Here is an 18,346-nt window from a genome sequence, read left to right as displayed (position 1 = left end):
TCGCCACTGGGCGGGGAACATTGCCCGCGCAATCCGCATTCCCATCGCAACCCCGCTTTGCAGAAAGAGCCCCATGCCCCACACGCTTGCGCTTCGCACGATCCGCCCGGTCACGCACGATGTCCACGAACTCACCTTCGACCGGCCCGAAGGCTACGATTTCGTCCCCGGACAGGCGACCGATCTTGCGCTCGACCGGGACGGGTGGCGCGATGAAAAACGCCCTTTCACCTTCACGTCCCTACCGGGCGCGGAGCATCTGCAATTCACGATCAAATCCTATCCCTCGCACCACGGCGTGACCGAGCAGATCGGGCAGATGCAGCCCGGTGACAGCGTCATCATCGATGCACCGTGGGGTGCGATCGCGGACAAGGGGCCGGGCACGATCATCGCCGGCGGCGCAGGCATCACCCCCTTCCTGTCGATCCTGCGCGCCCGGCAGGCAAAGCACGGCAATCTCGAAGGATACCGGCTGATCTTCTCGAACAGCACCGCGCGCGACATCATCCTGCAAGAGGAATTGGAGGCGATGCCCGGCCTCGCGCTCGATCTCGTGCTGACCGACGGCGGTGCGCCCGGAATGCTCCACGGCGAAATCGACGGCGCCATGCTCGATGCGCTAGGGATCGACACCAACGGCATCGTTTATCTGTGCGGCCCGCCTCCGATGCAGGACGCGCTCGTGGCCGCGCTTACCGCGCGCGGTGTGACCGAAGACCGGCTGGTGATGGAGGACGACTGACCGCGCGCTACAGCCGCGGCAGCGTCACCCCGCGCTGGCCCATGTATTTGCCCGCGCGGTCCTTGTAGCTGGTCTCGCAGCGTTCGTTGCCCTTGAGGAACAGGAACTGGCACGCGCCCTCGTTGGCGTAGATCTTGGCAGGCAGCGGCGTCGTGTTGCTGAATTCGAGCGTCACGTGCCCTTCCCAGCCCGGTTCGAGCGGGGTGACATTGACGATGATCCCGCAGCGCGCATAGGTCGATTTGCCGAGGCAGATCACCAGCACGTCTTCGGGCACGCGGAAATATTCGACCGTGCGGGCGAGCGCGAAGGAATTGGGCGGGATCACGCAGACATCGGTTTCGCGATCGACGAAGGAGTTCGCGGCGAAATCCTTGGGATCGACCACCGCCGAATCGACATTGGTGAAGATCTTGAATTCCGGCGCGACCCGCGCGTCATAACCATAGGACGAAAGGCCATAGGAGATCACCCCGTCGCGCCGCTGGGCTTCGACGAAAGGCTCGATCATGCCGTGTTCAAGCGCCTGTGCGCGGATCCACTTGTCGGAAAGAATCGCCATGCACGAGGGATTCCCTATGCGGCGCAAAGGAGCAAGGGGAGGCGGGGACATATCCCCCCTCCCCTTGTGTTTCGGCAATCTGTTACTTCTGGAACGTCACCTTGGTCGACGGGCTGACCATCAGTGCCAGCCGCGCCGCATCCCAGTTGGTCAGCCGCACGCAGCCATTGCTTTCCGCGCGGCCGATAGTCTCGGGCGAAGGCGTGCCGTGGATGCCGTAGTGATCCTTGCTCAGATCGATCCATACCACGCCGACCGGGCTGTTCGGGCCGGCGGGCAGCTGGTGCTTGCCTTCGCTGGCATCGACATCGCGGAGCAGTTCGGGGTTGAAGGCATAGGTCGGGTTATAAGCCTTGCCCTTGATCTTCCAGTCGCCGATCGGCAGCGGATCGTGCTTGGAGCCAGTAGTCACGGTGAACATCGCGACCAGCTTGTCGCCCTCGTCGTATGCTTTGAGCCAGCCTTCGGATTCGTCGACGAGGATGCGTGCAACCTTGGGCTGCTCGGTCCCGACACCCAGCGACCGCAAAGTGTCGCGCCATGCGTCGTTGTCGACCAGCGAGGCGTCGATCCGGTCCGCGCCGACATTGGGCACGCGGATCTGCTGGCCTGCGCCGAACGTGGGCACCGCAGGCTCGCCGGTGGCCTGATTGGCCGAAGGGGTCGCAGCCGGCGTTGCTGCCGGGGCCGCACTGCCCATGCCTGCAGGCATTCCGCCGGGATTCAGCTGTGCCAGAACGGCGGGCGTGGTGTGGAATCGTTCGGCCAGCTTTTCGGCCATGCTTTCGTAAGCCATCGATTCCAGCTTGGCCTTGTCGGCGGCGGCTTCGGGAAGCTTGGCAAAGGCGATCTGGCCCCAGTCAGCCGGGATCGTGACGATCCGGGTTGCGGGGATCTTGCCGAATTCACCCAGCGCGCTGCGGGTCGCATCGTCGAGCGTGCCAGTCACGGGAAGCCCGCGCGATTCCTGGAAGCCCTTGAGAGCGTTGGACAGCGAGGCGCCTTCCTTGCCGTCGATTACGCCCGGCGCAAAGCCAAGGCGTTCGAGCACGACCTGCATCTGCATCACCGGACGCGGCTCGGAATCCGCAACGGCATCGGCGGGCGCGTTGTCGTTCGATGCCATCGTGTCCGCGCCGTTGTTATCTGCGGCCTGCGCACCTGCTTCGGCCGGCCGGTCTGCCGCGCCGCTATCGGGATCGCTGCACGCAGCGGCCAGCACGCAAAGCGGGATCAGGGTGGCAAAGATCAGGCGCATGGAATTTCCTTGAGGTAGTAGGGAGATGACAGCCGGCGCGGTCGCGCTGTGTCGTTCGGACAACGCACAAAGCGACGCGGGACACCATGTGTTCCCGCGCCGCGGCGCTTTTGAAAGGATTGCCGACGCCTTACAGGCGGACTTCGGCGACCTTGTCCTTGTAATCTTCCTTGGGATCGATCCCGATCAGCATCTTGATCCCGGCGATCACCGAGGACGCATCGATCCAGATTTCCGCATCTTCGGCATCGAGGCGGATCAGCGCGATCTTGGGATCGTCCTTACCTTCATACCAGGCCGCGACGAAGCGGTTCCAGAGGCGGTCGATCGTCGCGCGGTCACGCGTGGTCGAAAGGCTCCCGTGGACGGTCGCCCAGACATCGTGGCCCTTCGAAACGAAGTGCGCCATCGCGCGCGGCCCGGTGGCGGCGAGTTCCTGCTGCTGGATCTGCTGGTAAAGGTTGTTGTCGGTCGAGGTGAAGAACCACACCGGGCCCCGGTATTCACCGTCGTTGAACAGCTCGTCCTCAAGCTGGGCGGTCATCGGACGGGCGTGGCCATCCTCGCCCTCGGCCAGACCGAGGAACATCGTCATGTCACTTTTCAGCGACTTCCAGAACTTGCTGCGAATTTCCGCGTCGGTAGCCATCATCGTCTCCGTTTATTCCTTGAACGGGAGACGCAAGCGGGGCGGGCCGGATAATGTTCCGGAACGCAGGCGGCCATGTCCGCCGGACAAGACCAACCGCGCCGGGATCGTGATATCGTGTTGTCCGGGCCGCGAAATGTCCGCGGCCCGGACAGGCCGGATCAGAAGACTTCGAACAGGCCGGCTGCGCCCATGCCGCCGCCGACGCACATGGTGACGACCACATACTTGGCACCGCGGCGCTTGCCTTCGATCAGAGCGTGGCCAGTGCAGCGTGCGCCGGTCATGCCGTAGGGGTGGCCGATCGAGATCGAGCCGCCGTTGACGTTGAGGATGTCGTTGTCGATCCCCAGCTGGTCGCGGCAATAAAGCACCTGCACGGCGAAGGCTTCGTTGAGTTCCCACAGGCCGATGTCGTCCATCTTGAGCCCGGTCTGCTTCAGCAGCTTGGGAATCGCGAAGACCGGGCCGATGCCCATTTCATCGGGCTCGGTGCCGGCAACCGCCATCCCGACATAGCGGCCGAGCGGCTGGAGGCCCTTCTGTTCGGCGAGCTTGGCTTCCATCAGGACGCTTGCGGACGAACCGTCCGAAAGCTGCGAGGCGTTGCCCGCGGTGATGTTCATGCCCGGGCCCATCACGGGGTTGAGGCTCTTGAGGCCCTCAAGCGTGGTTTCGGGGCGGTTGCCTTCGTCCTTCGACAAAGTGATTTCGCGCTGCGAAACTTCCTTCGTTTCCTTGTCCACCACGTTCATCGTGGTGGTGACTTCGACGATTTCGTCATCGAACTTGCCTGCGGCCTGCGCGGCGGCGGTGCGCATCTGCGACTGGTAGGCGTATTCGTCCTGCGCATCGCGGCTGATATTGTAACGCTTGGCGACCGTTTCGGCGGTCTGCAGCATCGGCATGTAGACATTGCCGTGCATCGCGAGCAGCGACTTGTCCATCGCGACGCGCATCTCGGGGGTCTGCACCATCGAGATCGAATCCTGGCCGCCGCCGACGACGATATCCATGTTGTCGACGATGATCTGCTTGGCCGCGGTCGAAATCGCCATCAGGCCCGAAGAGCACTGGCGGTCGATCGTCTGGCCGCTGACGGTGACGGGGCAACCGGCGCGCAGCGCGACCTGACGGGCGATGTTGCCGGCCTGCGTGCCCTGCGTGAGAACAGCGCCCCAGACGACATCGTCGATCGCGCCAGCGTCGATCCCGGCGCGCTCGATCGCGGGGGCAAGCGAAAGCGCGCCAAGCGTCGCGCCCGGCGTGGCATTGAAAGCGCCCTTGTAGGCACGCCCGATGGGGGTGCGGGCGGTGGAAACGATTACGGCGTCACGTGCCATGATAGGGGGTATCCTTGTTGTCGTTTTTCAGCCGCCGCCCCGACACCTGCCGGAGCGGCGATAGGGATGTCACACGAAGTACTGCGTGATCCATTCGCACATCAAAGCGGGCTTTTCCTCGCCTTCGATCTCGATCGTAATTTCGCAGGTCTGCTGCCACTGGCCGGGGCGCTTTTCGACCATTTCGGTCAGCTTCCAGTGGCCGCGGATACGCTTGCCCGCGCGCACGGGGGCGATGAAGCGGGTCTTGTTGCCGCCGTAATTCACGCCCATCTTCACGCCGTCGATCCGCGGCGCGCCGCCGTTGGCGCCCAGATAGGGGATCATCGACAAGGTCAGGAAGCCGTGCGCGATCGTCCCGCCAAACGGGGTCATCTTGGCCATTTCCTCGTTCACGTGAATGAACTGGTGGTCGCCCGTCGCTTCGGCGAACTGGTTGATGCGTTCCTGGCTCATCTCGACCCAGTCGCTGGTGCCGATCACTTCGCCGACCTTGGCGGCCAATTCCTGCGGGTTCATCAGGTGTCCTCCTTCGCGTGTCCGGCGGCGGAAACTGCTGCCCGCCGCGCCGTTTTGCGGGGGCTTCATGGCGCAACACTCAAGGGAGCGCAACGCCCCGAAAGGCGGCCTGGCCTATGCCGCTACGGCACCCGCGACCGGCGTGGCGACAGCGGGCTTGCGCCGGGTGCTGCGCGCCAAGGTGGCCTGCGCCGAATCGATCCGGCGGCAATAGGTGTGAAGCCCGATTTGCAAGGCCACCAGCATCAGCATCACCGGCTGATAGGCGATTCCCTGGAATAGCGCGCCGACCAGATAGATCACCGCGCCCATCTGCAAGGCGGCGGCGAGCGGCGCGATCCAGCGGGTCGCCCCGTCCTCGTCTGCATCTGCGTCCGCGCCCTTCCAGCGCCGCTGCAACCGCTCCATCTGCCACATCCCGGTAAGGTGGAGCATCAGCCACATGATGAGGCCCGGCCACCCCTGTTCGCCCAGCATCTCGAACACCGAGGAATGGTAGGCGCGCGCCTTGTCCTCGACCTCGGTATAGGTGACGCTGGTGGTGTTGCCCTCGGTCTTGGTCACCGGCATGGTGTAGGTGAAACTGTTGGAACGATAGGCATCGAAACCGCCGCCAAGCGGGTTGGACTTGGCGTAATCATACGTCCATTCCCACACCGCCATCCGGGTCGAGGCGCTTTCGTCGCCGCCCGGCTGGGTGATGGTCGCCATCCGGTCGTAATAGGATTGCGGCAGGAACGGCAGCGCGACGAGACCGAGCGCGGCTGCGCCCGCGATGAACATCAACCGGCGGCGGGTATAGCGCAGCAGCAGAACCGCCAGCGCGGCGATGCAGAGGAGCCCGGTGCGCGCTTCGGTCCCGACCGGGACCAGCAGCGCGGCAAAGGTCAGTGCCGCGGCGAACACCGTCACCGTCCAGTGCCTGGGGAAAATCGTGCCGTAGCGCACCAGCCACCACAACAGCGGAATCATCCCGATCGCAACGGTTGCCAGCGTCGAGCTTTCATAGATCCCCGAATTGTCGTCGACGAAGAAATTGAGCTCGCCATAACCGCCCCCGCCCGTCACCACCTTGAGGCCGGTCGCAATGACGATCATCGCCACGCTCAGCACCAGCGACAGCGCCAGCCCCTCGATCCGCGCGCGGGTGGTGAGCGTCAGCGGCAGGAAGATCGCAAACAGCAGCGCCTTCCACACCCAGTCCCACTTGGTCAGCGCCTCGACCGGGAAATCGGCATTGCGCGTGGTCCACCAGCAATAGCCCAGCAGCCCCAGCATCAGCCCTTGGCGCAGCGTAAAGCGCGCACCTTCCTTGCGGTCGATCACCAGCCAGCCGCCGAAGGCTGCGGCAAAGGCGATCAGCGACAATGGCAGCGTGGTGATGATCGAATAGCCGATCCGCTGCGGCGCAAGGATGTCGATATAGGTGTAAAGCAGCACCCAGATGAACGGGCGCCTGAGGCCGAGCAGCAGCACATAGGCGATGAAGACGAGGAAAAAGAGATCCTTCACCGCGCCCGCCCGCCGCTTGCCTCATCGGCGGACCCACCCGGAATGGTGCGCGCGCGGCGAGCAGCGCTGCGGCCCGCTGCGCTGCCTTGCTGCCGATGGCTCTTTTCCTCCGCCCTGATGCTGCCGATCAGCGGGTCCTCGTCGAGGCCCGCGCGCATCGCCAGCCGCCACAGCGCGACCGCAAGCAGCCCGTGGCCGAGCGCAAGGGCAAAGGTGTCGATCATGGGTAAGGCGGGTTCCGGCGCGGCATCGAGCGCCTGCAATACCGGGTTCCGGTTGACGCGGCGTTAAGCACGCGCGGGGTAAGCGGCTTGCCCATGACCCGCATTCTCCACGTGCTCGACCATTCGCTGCCGCTGCACAGCGGCTATACCTTTCGCACGCGCGCGATCCTGAAAGCGCAGCAAGGCCACGGGCTCGAAGTGCGCGGAATCACCGGGCAGCGGCACAACCTCGAAGCGGTGGTTTCCGGGATGCGCGAGGAGGCCGACGGGCTGATCTTCCACCGCACGCCCGGCACGCCTTCGGGGCCGCCATTGGTGCGCGAGCTCGGGGAGATCGAGGCATTGACTGCGGCGATCGTGGAGGTTGCCGAAGACTGGCGGCCCGATATTATCCACGCGCACAGCCCGGCGCTGTGCGGCGCGGCAGCGCAGCGCGCGGCGCGGATCCTTGGCGTGCCCTTCGTCTATGAAATCCGCGCATTCTGGGAAGATGCCGCGGTCGGCAATCTTTCGGGCACCGAGGGCAATCTCAAATACCGGCTGACCCGCGCGCTCGAGACGCGCGTAGCGCGCGCCGCCGATGCCTTGTTCACGATCTGCGACGGGTTGAAGAGCGATCTGGCGACACGCGGCATTCCGCCAGGCCGCATTCACGTGATGCGCAACGGGGTCGATCTCGACCTGTTCGGCGATCCGCCGCCGCGCGACGATGCGCTGGCCGACACGCTGGGTATTCCCCAAGGCGCGCCGGTGATCGGCTATATCGGCAGCTTCTATGCCTATGAAGGCGTCGACGATCTGATCGCGGCAATGCCGATCCTGCGGCAATCGCATCCCGATGCGCGGCTGTTGCTGGTGGGCGCAGGGCCGATGGATGCCGCGTGGCGCGCGGTGGCCGCTGCGCTGCCCGAACCGGGCGCGGTGATCTTTGCCGGACGCGTCCCGCACGATACCGTCGAGCGTTATTACTCGCTGGTCGATGTCCTCGCCTATCCGCGCAAGGGGCAGCGCCTGACCGAACTGGTCACGCCCTTGAAGCCGTTGGAGGCGATGGCGCAGCGCCGGCTGGTCGCCGCTTCCAGCGTCGGGGGGCACCGCGAACTCATCACCGATGGCGAAACCGGCACCCTGTTCGCACCCGACGATCCGGCCGCCTGCGCCGCCGCGCTCGCCGGTCTGCTCGAACGGCGCGCGGACTGGGAAGCGATCCGCAGCCGCGGCGTCGCGCATGTCCGCGCCCGGCACGACTGGTCGGCCAATGCGCGTGATTATCTTTCTGTTTACCATCTCTTGCTAGCCCGTTCGTAACACCAGCGGCACCGGGGAGCGCCGCGACAACAACGGGGCACAATGGGCATGACATCGGGGCAGACGCGTCGCACGGCAGGCAAACGCAAACGCGGGGGCAAGCCTGTCCGCGCGCGCCGGACACTTGCCGCGCACCGCGCCTATGCGCCTTTGCTGGGCGTGTGGGGCGCAGCGCTGGGCGGGGCGGTGATTGCCGTGATGCCCTACCCTCTTATCGGCGCGATGCTTGAGGGAACTTTGCTCGGCAGTTGGGGGGCGGCCTCGCAAATACTGTTTGCCGCGATCCTGGCAACGCTTGCAGGCTCCACCCTGTTCGCGATTGCGATGCTGCAACACCGCAAGGCGGTGAGCGGGACCAAGCCTTCGATGGTCGAACTGGCGATGCGGCAGGTAACGCCGATCAATCCGGCGGTCGATCTGGGCAGCCGCCGGCTGGACGATCCGGTCGACACGATGCCCTTTTCGACCCCCGCGTGGCGCGATGCCGATCTGGATACGGAGCACCCGGTGCGCCGCCGCGAACATGCGCCGGTTGCCGGGACCGAGGTGGCCGAGGAGCAGACTCCGCCGGCACCGGCAGCGCCAGCCGCGCTCGATCTTGCCGCGTTCGACGAATTGCTGCTCGACCAGACGGCCGAACCGGAACCCGCGATCCAGTCAAAACCCATGAGCGCGCCGAGCGTCCCGCACCTGCGCGCGGTCGAAACCGACCCAATGCCGCTGCCCGGCACTGCTGCACTTGCCCGGCTGCGCGCAACCCCGCCGGAAGCCCTTAGCCTCGCCGAAATGGTCGAGCGGTTCGCCGCAGCACTGCACGACCATCGCGAGAGCCCGCCCACCGATTTGCCCGCCGCCGCCGATCTTGCCGCCCGCGAAGCTGCGCTGGCCGAAGCATTGCGCGCGCTCGCCGCGCTCAGCGGCGGCACCGGCACCGCACGCAGCGCGGTTTCGGCGACCGGCTCGCTGCGCGCGGCCCTCAGCCAGGCCCACCCGCGGCGCGGTGTGGGCTGATACGATCAATGCGCGCAAAAGCTGCAACCCATCGTTGGGTCGAATGCAAGCTGCGCAATCAACCTAAAGTCTGAATAGGTCTGCGAGAAATATTACTTCGCCCGCAGCCCTTGCCAAACCCGCTTCCTGTCGGCATGAGAGGCCCGAAAACGGGTCGCACACCCCCTGAACAAAGGGGGGCGCGCCCCGCTCGACCTGCCACAGGCGTGTTCCTTGCACGAGCGATCGTGCATCATGGGTTCGCGCCTGTCGGCATCTGACAGAACGGACCTTTGCCAATGGGATACCCTTCCTCCCAGGGTCTCTATGACCCCGCCAACGAACATGACGCCTGCGGTGTAGGCATGGTGGCGCATATCAAGGGAGAGAAAAGCCACGCGATCATCGCGAGCGCGCTCGAGATTCTCGAAAATCTCGACCATCGCGGCGCGGTGGGGGCCGATCCGCTGCTCGGCGATGGCGCGGGCATCCTGATCCAGATCCCCGATCCGCTGATTCGCCGCTGGGCGAACGCCGCGGGCCACGAACTGCCGCAGCCGGGCGATTATGCCATCGGCATGTGCTTCCTGCCGCAGGACGAGGCCGCGCGGGCCTTCGTCAAGAGCCGCATGGAGGCCTTTGTCGCAAAGGAAGGGCAAGCCTTCATCGGCTGGCGCGAAGTGCCGACCACGATGGACGGCCTTGGCAAGGCGGTGGTCGCCTCGATGCCGGTGATCGAGATGGCGGTGATCGGCCGCGGCGCCAATTGCGCCGATCAGGACGCGTTCGAACGCAAGCTGCTGACGATCCGCAAGCAGGTGCAGAATCCACTCGCGCAACTGGCCGAAAAGCATGGCCTGCCGCAAGTGACCGAGACCTATATCCCGAGCTTTTCGACCCGCACCATCGTCTACAAGGGGCTGTTGCTGGCGACGCAGGTGGGCAGCTTTTACGACGATCTGCGCGATCCCGATTGCGTGTCCGCACTGGGCCTCGTCCACCAGCGCTTTTCCACCAACACCTTCCCCAGCTGGCGGCTGGCGCACCCGTTCCGCTTCATCGCGCACAACGGCGAAATCAACACCGTGCGCGGCAACGTCAACTGGATGAACGCGCGCCGCCGGACGATGGAAAGCGAGCTGCTCGGCCCCGATCTCGACAAGATGTGGCCGATCATCCCGCACGGGCAATCGGACACCGCCTGCCTCGACAACGCGCTCGAACTGCTGATCGCGGGCGGTTACAGCCTCGCCCATGCGATGATGATCCTGATCCCGGAAGCCTGGGCGGGCAACGCGATGATGACGCCGGAACGCCGCGCGTTTTACGAATATCACGCCGCCTTGATGGAGCCGTGGGATGGCCCGGCCTCGGTGTGCTTCACCGATGGCCGCCAGATCGGCGCGACGCTCGACCGCAACGGCCTGCGCCCGGCACGCTTCTGCGTGACCAGGGACGATATCGTCTGCCTCGCATCGGAAAGCGGCGTGCTGCCGTTTGCGGAAGGCGACATCGTGCGCAAGTGGCGGTTGCAGCCGGGCAAGATGCTGCTGATCGACCTCGAACAGGGCCGCATCATCGAGGATGACGAGCTCAAGGCCGATCTGGCGAACGCCCAGCCCTATGCCGAATGGCTCCGGCAGGCGCAGTACAAGCTCGCCGAAATTACCGATGTGGTGCCCGAACTGGAAAGCATTCCGGCCGAAGCAGCAAGCCTGCTCCAGCGCCAGCAGGCCTTCGGCTATACGCAGGAAGACATCAGCCGCTTCCTCGAACCGATGGCGGTCGATGGCGACGATCCGATCGGCTCGATGGGCACCGACACGCCGATCGCGGTGCTGAGCGACCGCGCGCGGCTGCTCTACGACTATTTCAAGCAGAACTTCGCGCAGGTCACCAACCCGCCGATCGATCCGATCCGCGAGGAGCTGGTGATGAGTCTCACCTCCATGATCGGCCCGCGCCCCAATCTGCTTGGCCGCGATGCCGGGACGCACAAGCGGCTCGAAGTCGACCAGCCGATCCTCACCAACGAGGATCTGGCCAAGATCCGCTCGGTCGAGGAAGCGCTCGACGGCGCATTCCGCTGCGCCACGATTGACATCACCTGGGATGCGGCGAGCGGGGCTGAGGGGCTCGAACTGGCGCTGAAGGAGATGTGCTGGGCGGCGACCGAAGCCGTGCTTCAGGACCACAACATCCTTGTCCTCAGCGACCGCGGGCAGAGCGAGAGCCGCGTGCCGATGCCCGCGCTGCTGGCAACCGCAGCGGTGCATCATCACCTCGTGCGGCAGGGTCTCAGAATGCAGACCGGGCTCGTGGTCGAAACCGGCGAGGCGCGCGAAGTGCATCACTTCTGCGTGCTGGCGGGCTATGGCGCGGAAGCGATCAACCCCTACCTCGCCTTCGAGACATTGGAAGCGCTGCGCGCCAAGCGTCACCCGGAACTGCCGGGTTACAAGGTGCAGCAGAATTTCATCAAGGCGATCGGCAAGGGCATCCGCAAGGTCATGTCCAAGATGGGCATTTCGACCTACCAGTCCTATTGCGGCGCGCAGATCTTCGACGCGGTGGGGCTCTCGACGGCTTTCGTGGAGAAGTATTTTACCGGCACCGCCACCACCATCGAAGGCATCGGTCTTGCCGAAGTCGCCGAGGAAGCTTTGCGCCGCCACGGGCAGGCTTACGGCGACAACCCGCTCTATGACGGGATGCTCGATGTCGGCGGGATCTACCAATACCGCCTGCGCGGCGAGGAGCATGCCTGGACCCCGCAGAACGTCGCGCAATTGCAGCACGCGGTGCGCGGCAATGATCCGAAGAACTACGAGGAATTCGCCAAGTCGATCAACGAGCAGTCCGAACGGCTGCTGACGATCCGCGGACTGCTCGAATTCAAGAAGGCCAGTCAGCCGATCCCGCTCGAAGAAGTCGAACCGGCGAGCGAAATCGTGAAGCGTTTCTCGACCGGCGCGATGAGCCTCGGTTCGATCAGCCACGAAGCGCACTCGACCATGGCGATCGCGATGAACCGCATCGGCGGGCGTTCGAACACCGGCGAAGGCGGGGAAGAGCCGTTCCGCTTCAAGCCGCTCGCCAATGGCGACTCGATGCGCAGCCGGATCAAGCAGGTCGCCTCCGGGCGGTTCGGCGTGACGACCGAGTATCTCGTCAATTCCGACGACATCCAGATCAAGATGGCGCAGGGCGCAAAGCCCGGTGAAGGCGGTCAGCTTCCGGGTCACAAGGTCGACAAGCGCATCGGCGCGGTGCGGCACTCGACCCCGGGCGTGGGCCTGATCTCTCCCCCGCCGCACCACGACATCTATTCGATCGAAGACCTCGCGCAGCTGATCCACGATCTCAAGAACGTGAACCGGCAAGCGCGGATTTCGGTCAAGCTGGTGTCCGAAGTCGGCGTCGGCACGGTCGCGGCGGGCGTTTCCAAGGCGCGCGCGGACCATGTGACGATTGCGGGCTATGATGGCGGGACCGGCGCATCGCCGCTGACCTCGCTGACGCATGCAGGTTCGCCATGGGAGATCGGCCTTGCCGAGACGCAGCAGACACTGCTGCTCAACGATCTGCGGGAGCGCATCGCGGTGCAGGTCGATGGCGGCCTGCGCACCGGGCGCGACGTCGCCATCGGCGCGCTTCTGGGCGCGGACGAGTTCGGCTTTGCCACCGCGCCGCTGATCGCAGCCGGCTGCATCATGATGCGCAAGTGCCACCTCAACACCTGCCCCGTAGGGGTCGCCACGCAAGACCCGGTGCTGCGCGCACGCTTCACCGGCCAGCCGGAGCACGTGGTCAACTACATGTTCTTCGTCGCCGAGGAACTGCGGGCGATCATGGCCGACATGGGCATCCGCACCGTGGCCGAGATGGTCGGCCGGGTCGACCTGCTCGACACCCGCCGGATGGAGCGCCACTGGAAGGCGCGCGGGATCGACCTGTCGAAGATCCTGCACCAGGTGCCGCTCAAGGAAGGCGCATCGCTGCGCCAGAACGGCACGCAGGACCACGGGCTCGAAAGCGCGCTCGACAACCGGCTGATCGCCGATTGCGCGGCCGCGATCGAGGCAAAGCAGCCGGTGCAACTCAGCTACGAGGTGAGGAACGTTAACCGGACGGTCGGCGCGATGCTCTCGGGCGAGATCGCCAAGGCGCACGGGCACGAGGGCCTGCCGACCGATACGATCCGCATCAACCTGACCGGCGTGGCCGGGCAGAGCTTCGGCGCGTGGCTGGCTCACGGGGTGACGCTCGATCTGGTCGGCGATGCCAACGACTATGTCGGCAAGGGGCTTTCGGGTGGCCGCATTATCGTGCGCCAGCCCGCCGAGGCTCCGCGCGCATCGGACGAGAACATCATCGTCGGCAACACCGTGATGTATGGCGCGATCGCGGGCGAAGCCTATTTCAACGGCGTCGCGGGTGAACGCTTCGCCGTGCGGAATTCGGGCGCGATCGCGGTGGTCGAGGGCACCGGGGATCACGGCTGCGAATACATGACCGGCGGCGTGGTCGTGGTGCTGGGCAAGACCGGGCGCAACTTTGCCGCAGGGATGAGCGGCGGGGTCGCCTACGTCTACGATCCCGACGGCGGCTTCGACAAGCTGGTCAACCATGCACAGGTCGATCTGCTGCCGGTGTCCGCGACGCCCGATGCAGAGGAAGGCACGGGCCGCCCGGCGCAGCGTCCGCGCGGGGTCAACGATTTCGGGATGGGCGATATGCTGCGCCACGATGCCGAACGGCTGCGCATCCTCGTCGAACGGCACCAGCTTCACACCGGGTCGAAACTGGCGGGCGCGCTGCTCGCCGATTGGGACGCGGCGCTGGGCAAGTTCGTCAAGGTGATGCCGCGCGATTATGCCGGTGCGTTGAGGCGCCTAGAGGCCGAGCGCAACGAAGCCGCCAGCGTCGCTGCCGAATAGATTTTACGGGAACGAGACACAGATCATGGGCAAGGAAACCGGATTTCTCGAGCTGGATCGCCGCGAGCGCGATTATCTCGACCCGCAGGAACGGCTGAAGAATTACCGCGAATTCATCATCCAGCCGGACGATGCGACGCTGACGGGTCAGGCCTCGCGCTGCATGAATTGCGGCATTCCCTACTGTCACAACGGCTGTCCGGTGAACAACCTGATCCCCGACTGGAACCATCTTGTCTACGAGGCGGACTGGAAGCGGGCGCTGGACATGCTCCACTCCACCAACAACTTCCCCGAATTCACCGGCCGCATCTGCCCCGCCCCGTGCGAGGCGGCGTGCACGCTGAACATCGTGGACCAGCCCGTGACCATCAAGTCGATCGAATGCGCGATCATCGACCGCGGGTGGCAGGAAGGTTGGGTGCGGCCACAGATCGCCGCGAAGAAGACCGGAAAGTCGGTCGCGGTGGTCGGGTCTGGGCCTGCGGGTCTTGCCGCTGCCCAGCAGCTTGCGCGCGCGGGCCATTCGGTGACGGTGTTCGAGAAGTCCGACCGTGTCGGCGGCCTGCTCCGCTATGGCATCCCCGACTTCAAGATGGAAAAGCATCTCATCAACCGCCGCTGTGTGCAGATGGAAGCCGAAGGGGTGACGTTCAAAACCTCCAAGGAGGTCGGCGTCGATATATCCTTCAAGTCCTTGCAGGAAAACTTCGATGCGGTGGTGCTGGCGGGCGGCGCGGAAGATGCGCGCGCGCTGCAGATCCCGGGTGCGGAGATGGCGGGCGTACGGCTTGCGATGGAGTTCCTGACGCAGCAGAACAAGCGCGTCGCGGGTGACGATGAACTGCGCGCCGCGCCGCGCGGCAGCCTGACCGCGACCGGCAAGCATGTCGTCGTGCTGGGCGGCGGGGATACCGGCTCCGACTGCGTGGGCACTTCGAACCGGCAGGGCGCGTTGAGCGTCACCCAGCTCGAAATCATGCCCAAGCCGCCGGAAAAGGAAGACAAGGCGCTGACCTGGCCCGACTGGCCGATGAAGCTGCGCACTTCGACGAGCCATCAGGAAGGCGTCGAGCGTGACTGGGCCGTGCTGGCCAAGCGCGTGATCGGCGATGGCGAAAAGGTCACCGGCCTCGAATGTGTGCGGGTCGAATGGGCGCAGGGCCAGATGCAGGAAGTCGCGGGTAGCGAATTCGTGATCCCCGCCGACCTCATCCTGCTGGCGATGGGCTTTGTCGGCCCGAAAAAGGCCGGGCTGCTCGAACAGGCGGGGGTCGATCTGACGGCGCGCGGCAATGTCGATGCCGACACCGTCAAGTATGCAACCAGCGTTCCGGGCGTATTCGCCTGCGGCGACATGCGGCGCGGGCAGAGCCTGGTTGTCTGGGCGATCCGCGAAGGCCGCCAGGCCGCCCGCGCGGTTGACGAGGCGCTGATGGGGGTTTCCGAACTCCCGCGCTGAGGCTTTCAGGCGAAAGGTGCGGGCCCATCCGGCGTCCGCACCCCGCCGGTTTCAGACGCTGGCGAAGCGGCGGAAATTGCCGCGATCGGCGATGACTTCGCGCGCGCAATTGTGGCCCGGTGCGCCGGTCACGCCGCCGCCGGGATGGTTGCCCGCGCCGCACATGTAGAGCCCCTTGACCGGCCCGCGATAGGCACCGTGGCCGAGCACGGGCCGCGCGCTCCAAAGCTGGTCGAGGCTCATGTGCCCATGCATGATGTCCCCGCCGACGAGGCCGAATTTCCGGTAAAGTCCCTTGGGGCTCAAGACCTGCCGCCCGAGGATCGAGGCGCGGAAGCCTGGCGCGTGGGCTTCGACCGTGTCGATGATCGTGTCGGCGGCAGCGTCTTCCTCGTCGTCCCAGTCGCGGCCATCAGGCAGCTCGGGTGCGAATTGCTGGCAGAACAGGCTGGCGACGTGTTGGCCGGGAGGGGCGAGGCTGTCATCCACCGTCGAGGGGATCAGCATCTCGACGATCGGCCGCTTCGACCAGCCATGCGCCTTCGCATCGAGGAAGGCCTTGTCCATGTAATCGAGCGTCGGGGCGATGATGATCCCGCTCTGGTGATGCTCGCCGGGTTCGGGGAGCGCGGTGAAGCGCGGCAATTCGCTGAGCGCCACGTTCATGCGGAAGGTGCCCCCGCCCGCCTTGTAACCACGCATCCGGCGGCGGAAATCCTCGGGCTGGTGCGCCTCTGCGAGCATCTTGCCGTAGAGCAGCTTGGGCCCGACATTCGCGATCACGCGCTTGGCCACGATCTCCTCGCCGCTTTCGAGCCGCACCCCCGCGACCGTGTCGCCATCGACCAGCACCTCGGCAACCGGAGCCTCAAGGCTGATTTCGACCCCCGACTTGCGGCAAACCTCGGCCATGATCTGCGTGATCGTGCCCATCCCGCCGATGCAGTGACCCCACGCGCCCTTCTTGCCATTGACCTCGCCGAAGACGTGGTGGAGCAGCACATAGGCGCTGCCCGGCGTGTCGGGGCTGGCGTAATTGCCGACCACCGCGTCGAAACCGAAGGCAGCCTTCACCGCCTCGCTTTCGAACCATTGGCCGAGGAAACTGGTGGCGGACTTGACGAAAAGGTCGAGCACGTCGCGCTTCGCGGCCAGATCGAGCTTCGACAGCCCCCAACCTTGCGAGGCCCCGGCGATCAGCGTGCGCAAGCCCTCGCCGACATTCGGCGGAGATTTCAGGGCCAGACTGCGCAGCACCTCCGCGACGCCTTCGAGCGCTTCGTAATAGGCAGGCAGCGTCGCGGCATCGGCAGCCGAAAACCGCGCGAACTCCGCCTGCGTGCGCTTCAGCCCGCCGCCGAGCTTAAGATAGCCGCCATCCTCCTGCGGCAGGAAATTGCTTATAGGGCGTTCGATCACGCGGTAGCCATGTTCGGCCAACCGCATGTCGGCGATCACCTTGGGCTGGAGCAGGCTGACGGTGTAGCTCGCGACCGAATTGCGGAAACCGGGATGGAATTCCTCGGTCACCGCCGCACCGCCGACCACGTCGCGCCGCTCGACAATCCGCACCTTCAAACCGGCCTGCGCGAGGTAGAAGGCGCAAGTAAGGCCGTTGTGGCCCGCGCCGATGATCAGGGCGTCGTATTTCTGGGTCATGCGCGGGCGCTCCATCCGGCTGCGGGTTGGTGTTCGAGGCGGGCCTCGGGGATCGCCGCGCGGATGCGGCGGCAGAAGTGCTTGAGGCATACTTCCTTGTCGCTCAGCGGGCCCATCGAGAAGCTGCGGCTCGCCATGCCCTGCTGGACGCGGGTGATGAGCGCGGTGTCCTCGGCATTGACTTGGCGGTTGATGCGCCAGTTGAGATAGCGCGCGGCGCGCATCTCCCTGCGATCGTCGGGCAGGACATAGCTGATCTCGCGGATCAGGCAGGTGGTGGGGCCGGTTGGCAGCCACTGCATGAAGTCGATCTGGTCGGGATAGATGTCGAAGGCGACATTGGGCCAGAGCTTGAAATAGAGCCAGAAGCGCTGCTTGTCTTGCGGCAGGTGCGGCACTGGCGGCAGCAGCCGCTGGTACATGCGCTCGGACCAGTTGGCGCTTTCGCGGTCGATCATCGCGCCCCACATGCGGTCGACATGGGCCTCGGCCTCGATCCCGTAGCCCTTGCCGAACAGGCGGGTGAGGCCGGGGTGCGCGACGGGGATGTGGAGACCATCGGAATAGTTGTCGCCGACGTTCTTCCAGTTCACCTCGCGCGGGCGCAGAGTGACGCGGCCCAGCGCTTCCAATTCATCGAAGCGGTAGGGGGCGACCATCGCCTCATAGGGTGCCATCTGCTCCGCCACCGTCGGGCCGCCGTCATCCTCCAACCGGACGAAGATGAACCCGCGCCAGATTTCGAGTTCGACCGGGACAAGGCCTGCGCGATTGCGGTCGAGCGTGGGATAGCTGGCGCTGTCGGGCACGCCCGTCAGCCTGCCGTCGAGATCATAGGTCCAGGCGTGATAGGGGCAGACGAGCTTCTTGGCGCAGCCGCTCGCCCCGTCGACGAGCCGCGAGCCGCGGTGGCGGCAGACATTGGTAAAGGCGCGCAACTCGTCGTCCTGCCCGCGCACCACGATCACGCTTTCGTCGCAGTAATCGAGCGTATGCCAGTCGCCCGGCCCCGCAATGTCGCTGATGTGGCAGACCACCTGCCAGCTCGTGCGAAACACGCGGTCCAGTTCAAGCCGGTGAAACTCCTCGTCATGATAGGTCCAAGCCGGCAGGCTCCAGCCGTCGAGCAGGTCGGTATCGTGAACGGGCTGCGTTGCCATCGGCGCTTCCTTGCT

14 protein-coding genes are annotated in these 18,346 nt (G+C 65.4%); 5 read left to right on the top strand and 9 right to left on the bottom strand.

Annotation, left to right across the window (positions count from 1 at the left end; translation table 11 throughout):
• Window positions 1-73: 73 nt before the first annotated feature.
• Complete coding sequence (locus A9D12_RS05360; RefSeq protein WP_068350380.1) at window positions 74-745, top strand: ferredoxin reductase domain-containing protein; 672 nt, start codon at window positions 74-76, stop codon at window positions 743-745.
• Window positions 746-752: 7 nt separating this feature from the next.
• Here A9D12_RS05360 and dcd read toward each other — a convergent pair whose 3' ends face one another.
• From dcd to A9D12_RS05325, 7 genes are all read right to left on the bottom strand, one after another.
• The gene (gene dcd / locus A9D12_RS05355; RefSeq protein ID WP_068350379.1) at window positions 753-1,307 is read right to left on the bottom strand and encodes a dCTP deaminase; all 555 of its coding nucleotides are present in this window, start codon (window positions 1,305-1,307) and stop codon (window positions 753-755) included.
• 82 nt (window positions 1,308-1,389) lie between these two features.
• A complete protein-coding gene (locus A9D12_RS05350; protein ID WP_082925405.1) occupies window positions 1,390-2,565 on the bottom strand; it encodes a L,D-transpeptidase family protein in 1,176 nt (391 codons plus the stop codon).
• A 130-nt stretch (window positions 2,566-2,695) separates the two neighbouring features.
• Window positions 2,696-3,214, bottom strand: coding sequence for a pyridoxamine 5'-phosphate oxidase family protein (locus tag A9D12_RS05345; RefSeq protein ID WP_068350378.1), 519 nt, complete (start codon window positions 3,212-3,214; stop codon window positions 2,696-2,698).
• Window positions 3,215-3,375: 161 nt separating this feature from the next.
• Entirely contained in the window at window positions 3,376-4,557 is a 1,182-nt protein-coding gene (locus A9D12_RS05340; protein ID WP_068350377.1) for an acetyl-CoA C-acyltransferase, read from the bottom strand.
• Between the two features lie 69 nt (window positions 4,558-4,626).
• On the bottom strand, window positions 4,627-5,076 hold the full coding sequence (locus tag A9D12_RS05335) for a MaoC family dehydratase (RefSeq protein ID WP_068353728.1): 450 nt from the start codon (window positions 5,074-5,076) through the stop codon (window positions 4,627-4,629).
• A 114-nt stretch (window positions 5,077-5,190) separates the two neighbouring features.
• Window positions 5,191-6,588, bottom strand: coding sequence for a putative O-glycosylation ligase, exosortase A system-associated (locus A9D12_RS05330; RefSeq protein ID WP_068350376.1), 1,398 nt, complete (start codon window positions 6,586-6,588; stop codon window positions 5,191-5,193).
• The gene (locus A9D12_RS05325; RefSeq protein ID WP_068350375.1) at window positions 6,585-6,812 is read right to left on the bottom strand and encodes a hypothetical protein; all 228 of its coding nucleotides are present in this window, start codon (window positions 6,810-6,812) and stop codon (window positions 6,585-6,587) included. Before A9D12_RS05325 ends, A9D12_RS05330 begins: the two co-directional genes overlap by 4 nt.
• Window positions 6,813-6,905: 93 nt before the next feature.
• Between A9D12_RS05325 and A9D12_RS05320 the strand changes: the two genes are divergently transcribed.
• The 4 genes from A9D12_RS05320 (at window position 6,906) to A9D12_RS05305 (ending at window position 15,512) form a co-directional block, all read left to right on the top strand.
• Window positions 6,906-8,120 carry a TIGR04063 family PEP-CTERM/XrtA system glycosyltransferase gene (locus tag A9D12_RS05320; RefSeq protein WP_068350374.1) on the top strand — a complete coding sequence of 405 codons (1,215 nt, stop codon included), beginning with the start codon at window positions 6,906-6,908 and terminating at the stop codon, window positions 8,118-8,120.
• A gap of 48 nt (window positions 8,121-8,168) precedes the next feature.
• Window positions 8,169-9,131, top strand: coding sequence for a hypothetical protein (locus tag A9D12_RS05315; protein ID WP_068350373.1), 963 nt, complete (start codon window positions 8,169-8,171; stop codon window positions 9,129-9,131).
• A 278-nt stretch (window positions 9,132-9,409) separates the two neighbouring features.
• The gene (gltB, locus tag A9D12_RS05310; protein ID WP_068350372.1) at window positions 9,410-14,050 is read left to right on the top strand and encodes a glutamate synthase large subunit; all 4,641 of its coding nucleotides are present in this window, start codon (window positions 9,410-9,412) and stop codon (window positions 14,048-14,050) included.
• Window positions 14,051-14,075: 25 nt separating this feature from the next.
• Window positions 14,076-15,512 (top strand): glutamate synthase subunit beta, encoded by a 1,437-nt coding sequence (locus A9D12_RS05305; protein ID WP_068350371.1) that lies wholly within the window; start codon window positions 14,076-14,078, stop codon window positions 15,510-15,512.
• Between the two features lie 51 nt (window positions 15,513-15,563).
• Here the strand turns inward: A9D12_RS05305 and A9D12_RS05300 are convergent, their stop codons facing one another.
• Both A9D12_RS05300 and A9D12_RS05295 read right to left on the bottom strand, forming a co-directional pair.
• Window positions 15,564-17,171 (bottom strand): phytoene desaturase family protein, encoded by a 1,608-nt coding sequence (locus tag A9D12_RS05300; protein WP_068353720.1) that lies wholly within the window; start codon window positions 17,169-17,171, stop codon window positions 15,564-15,566.
• Window positions 17,168-18,331 carry an aromatic ring-hydroxylating oxygenase subunit alpha gene (locus tag A9D12_RS05295; RefSeq protein ID WP_068350370.1) on the bottom strand — a complete coding sequence of 388 codons (1,164 nt, stop codon included), beginning with the start codon at window positions 18,329-18,331 and terminating at the stop codon, window positions 17,168-17,170. The genes A9D12_RS05300 and A9D12_RS05295 overlap by 4 nt, the downstream gene beginning before the upstream one ends.
• Window positions 18,332-18,346 lie beyond the last annotated feature (15 nt).

This window comes from Erythrobacter neustonensis (assembly GCF_001663175.1).
Classification (GTDB): Bacteria; Pseudomonadota; Alphaproteobacteria; order Sphingomonadales; family Sphingomonadaceae; genus Erythrobacter; species Erythrobacter neustonensis.
The sequence above is the reverse complement of the archived record's forward strand: the minus strand, read 5'-3'. Positions and strand labels throughout refer to the sequence as shown.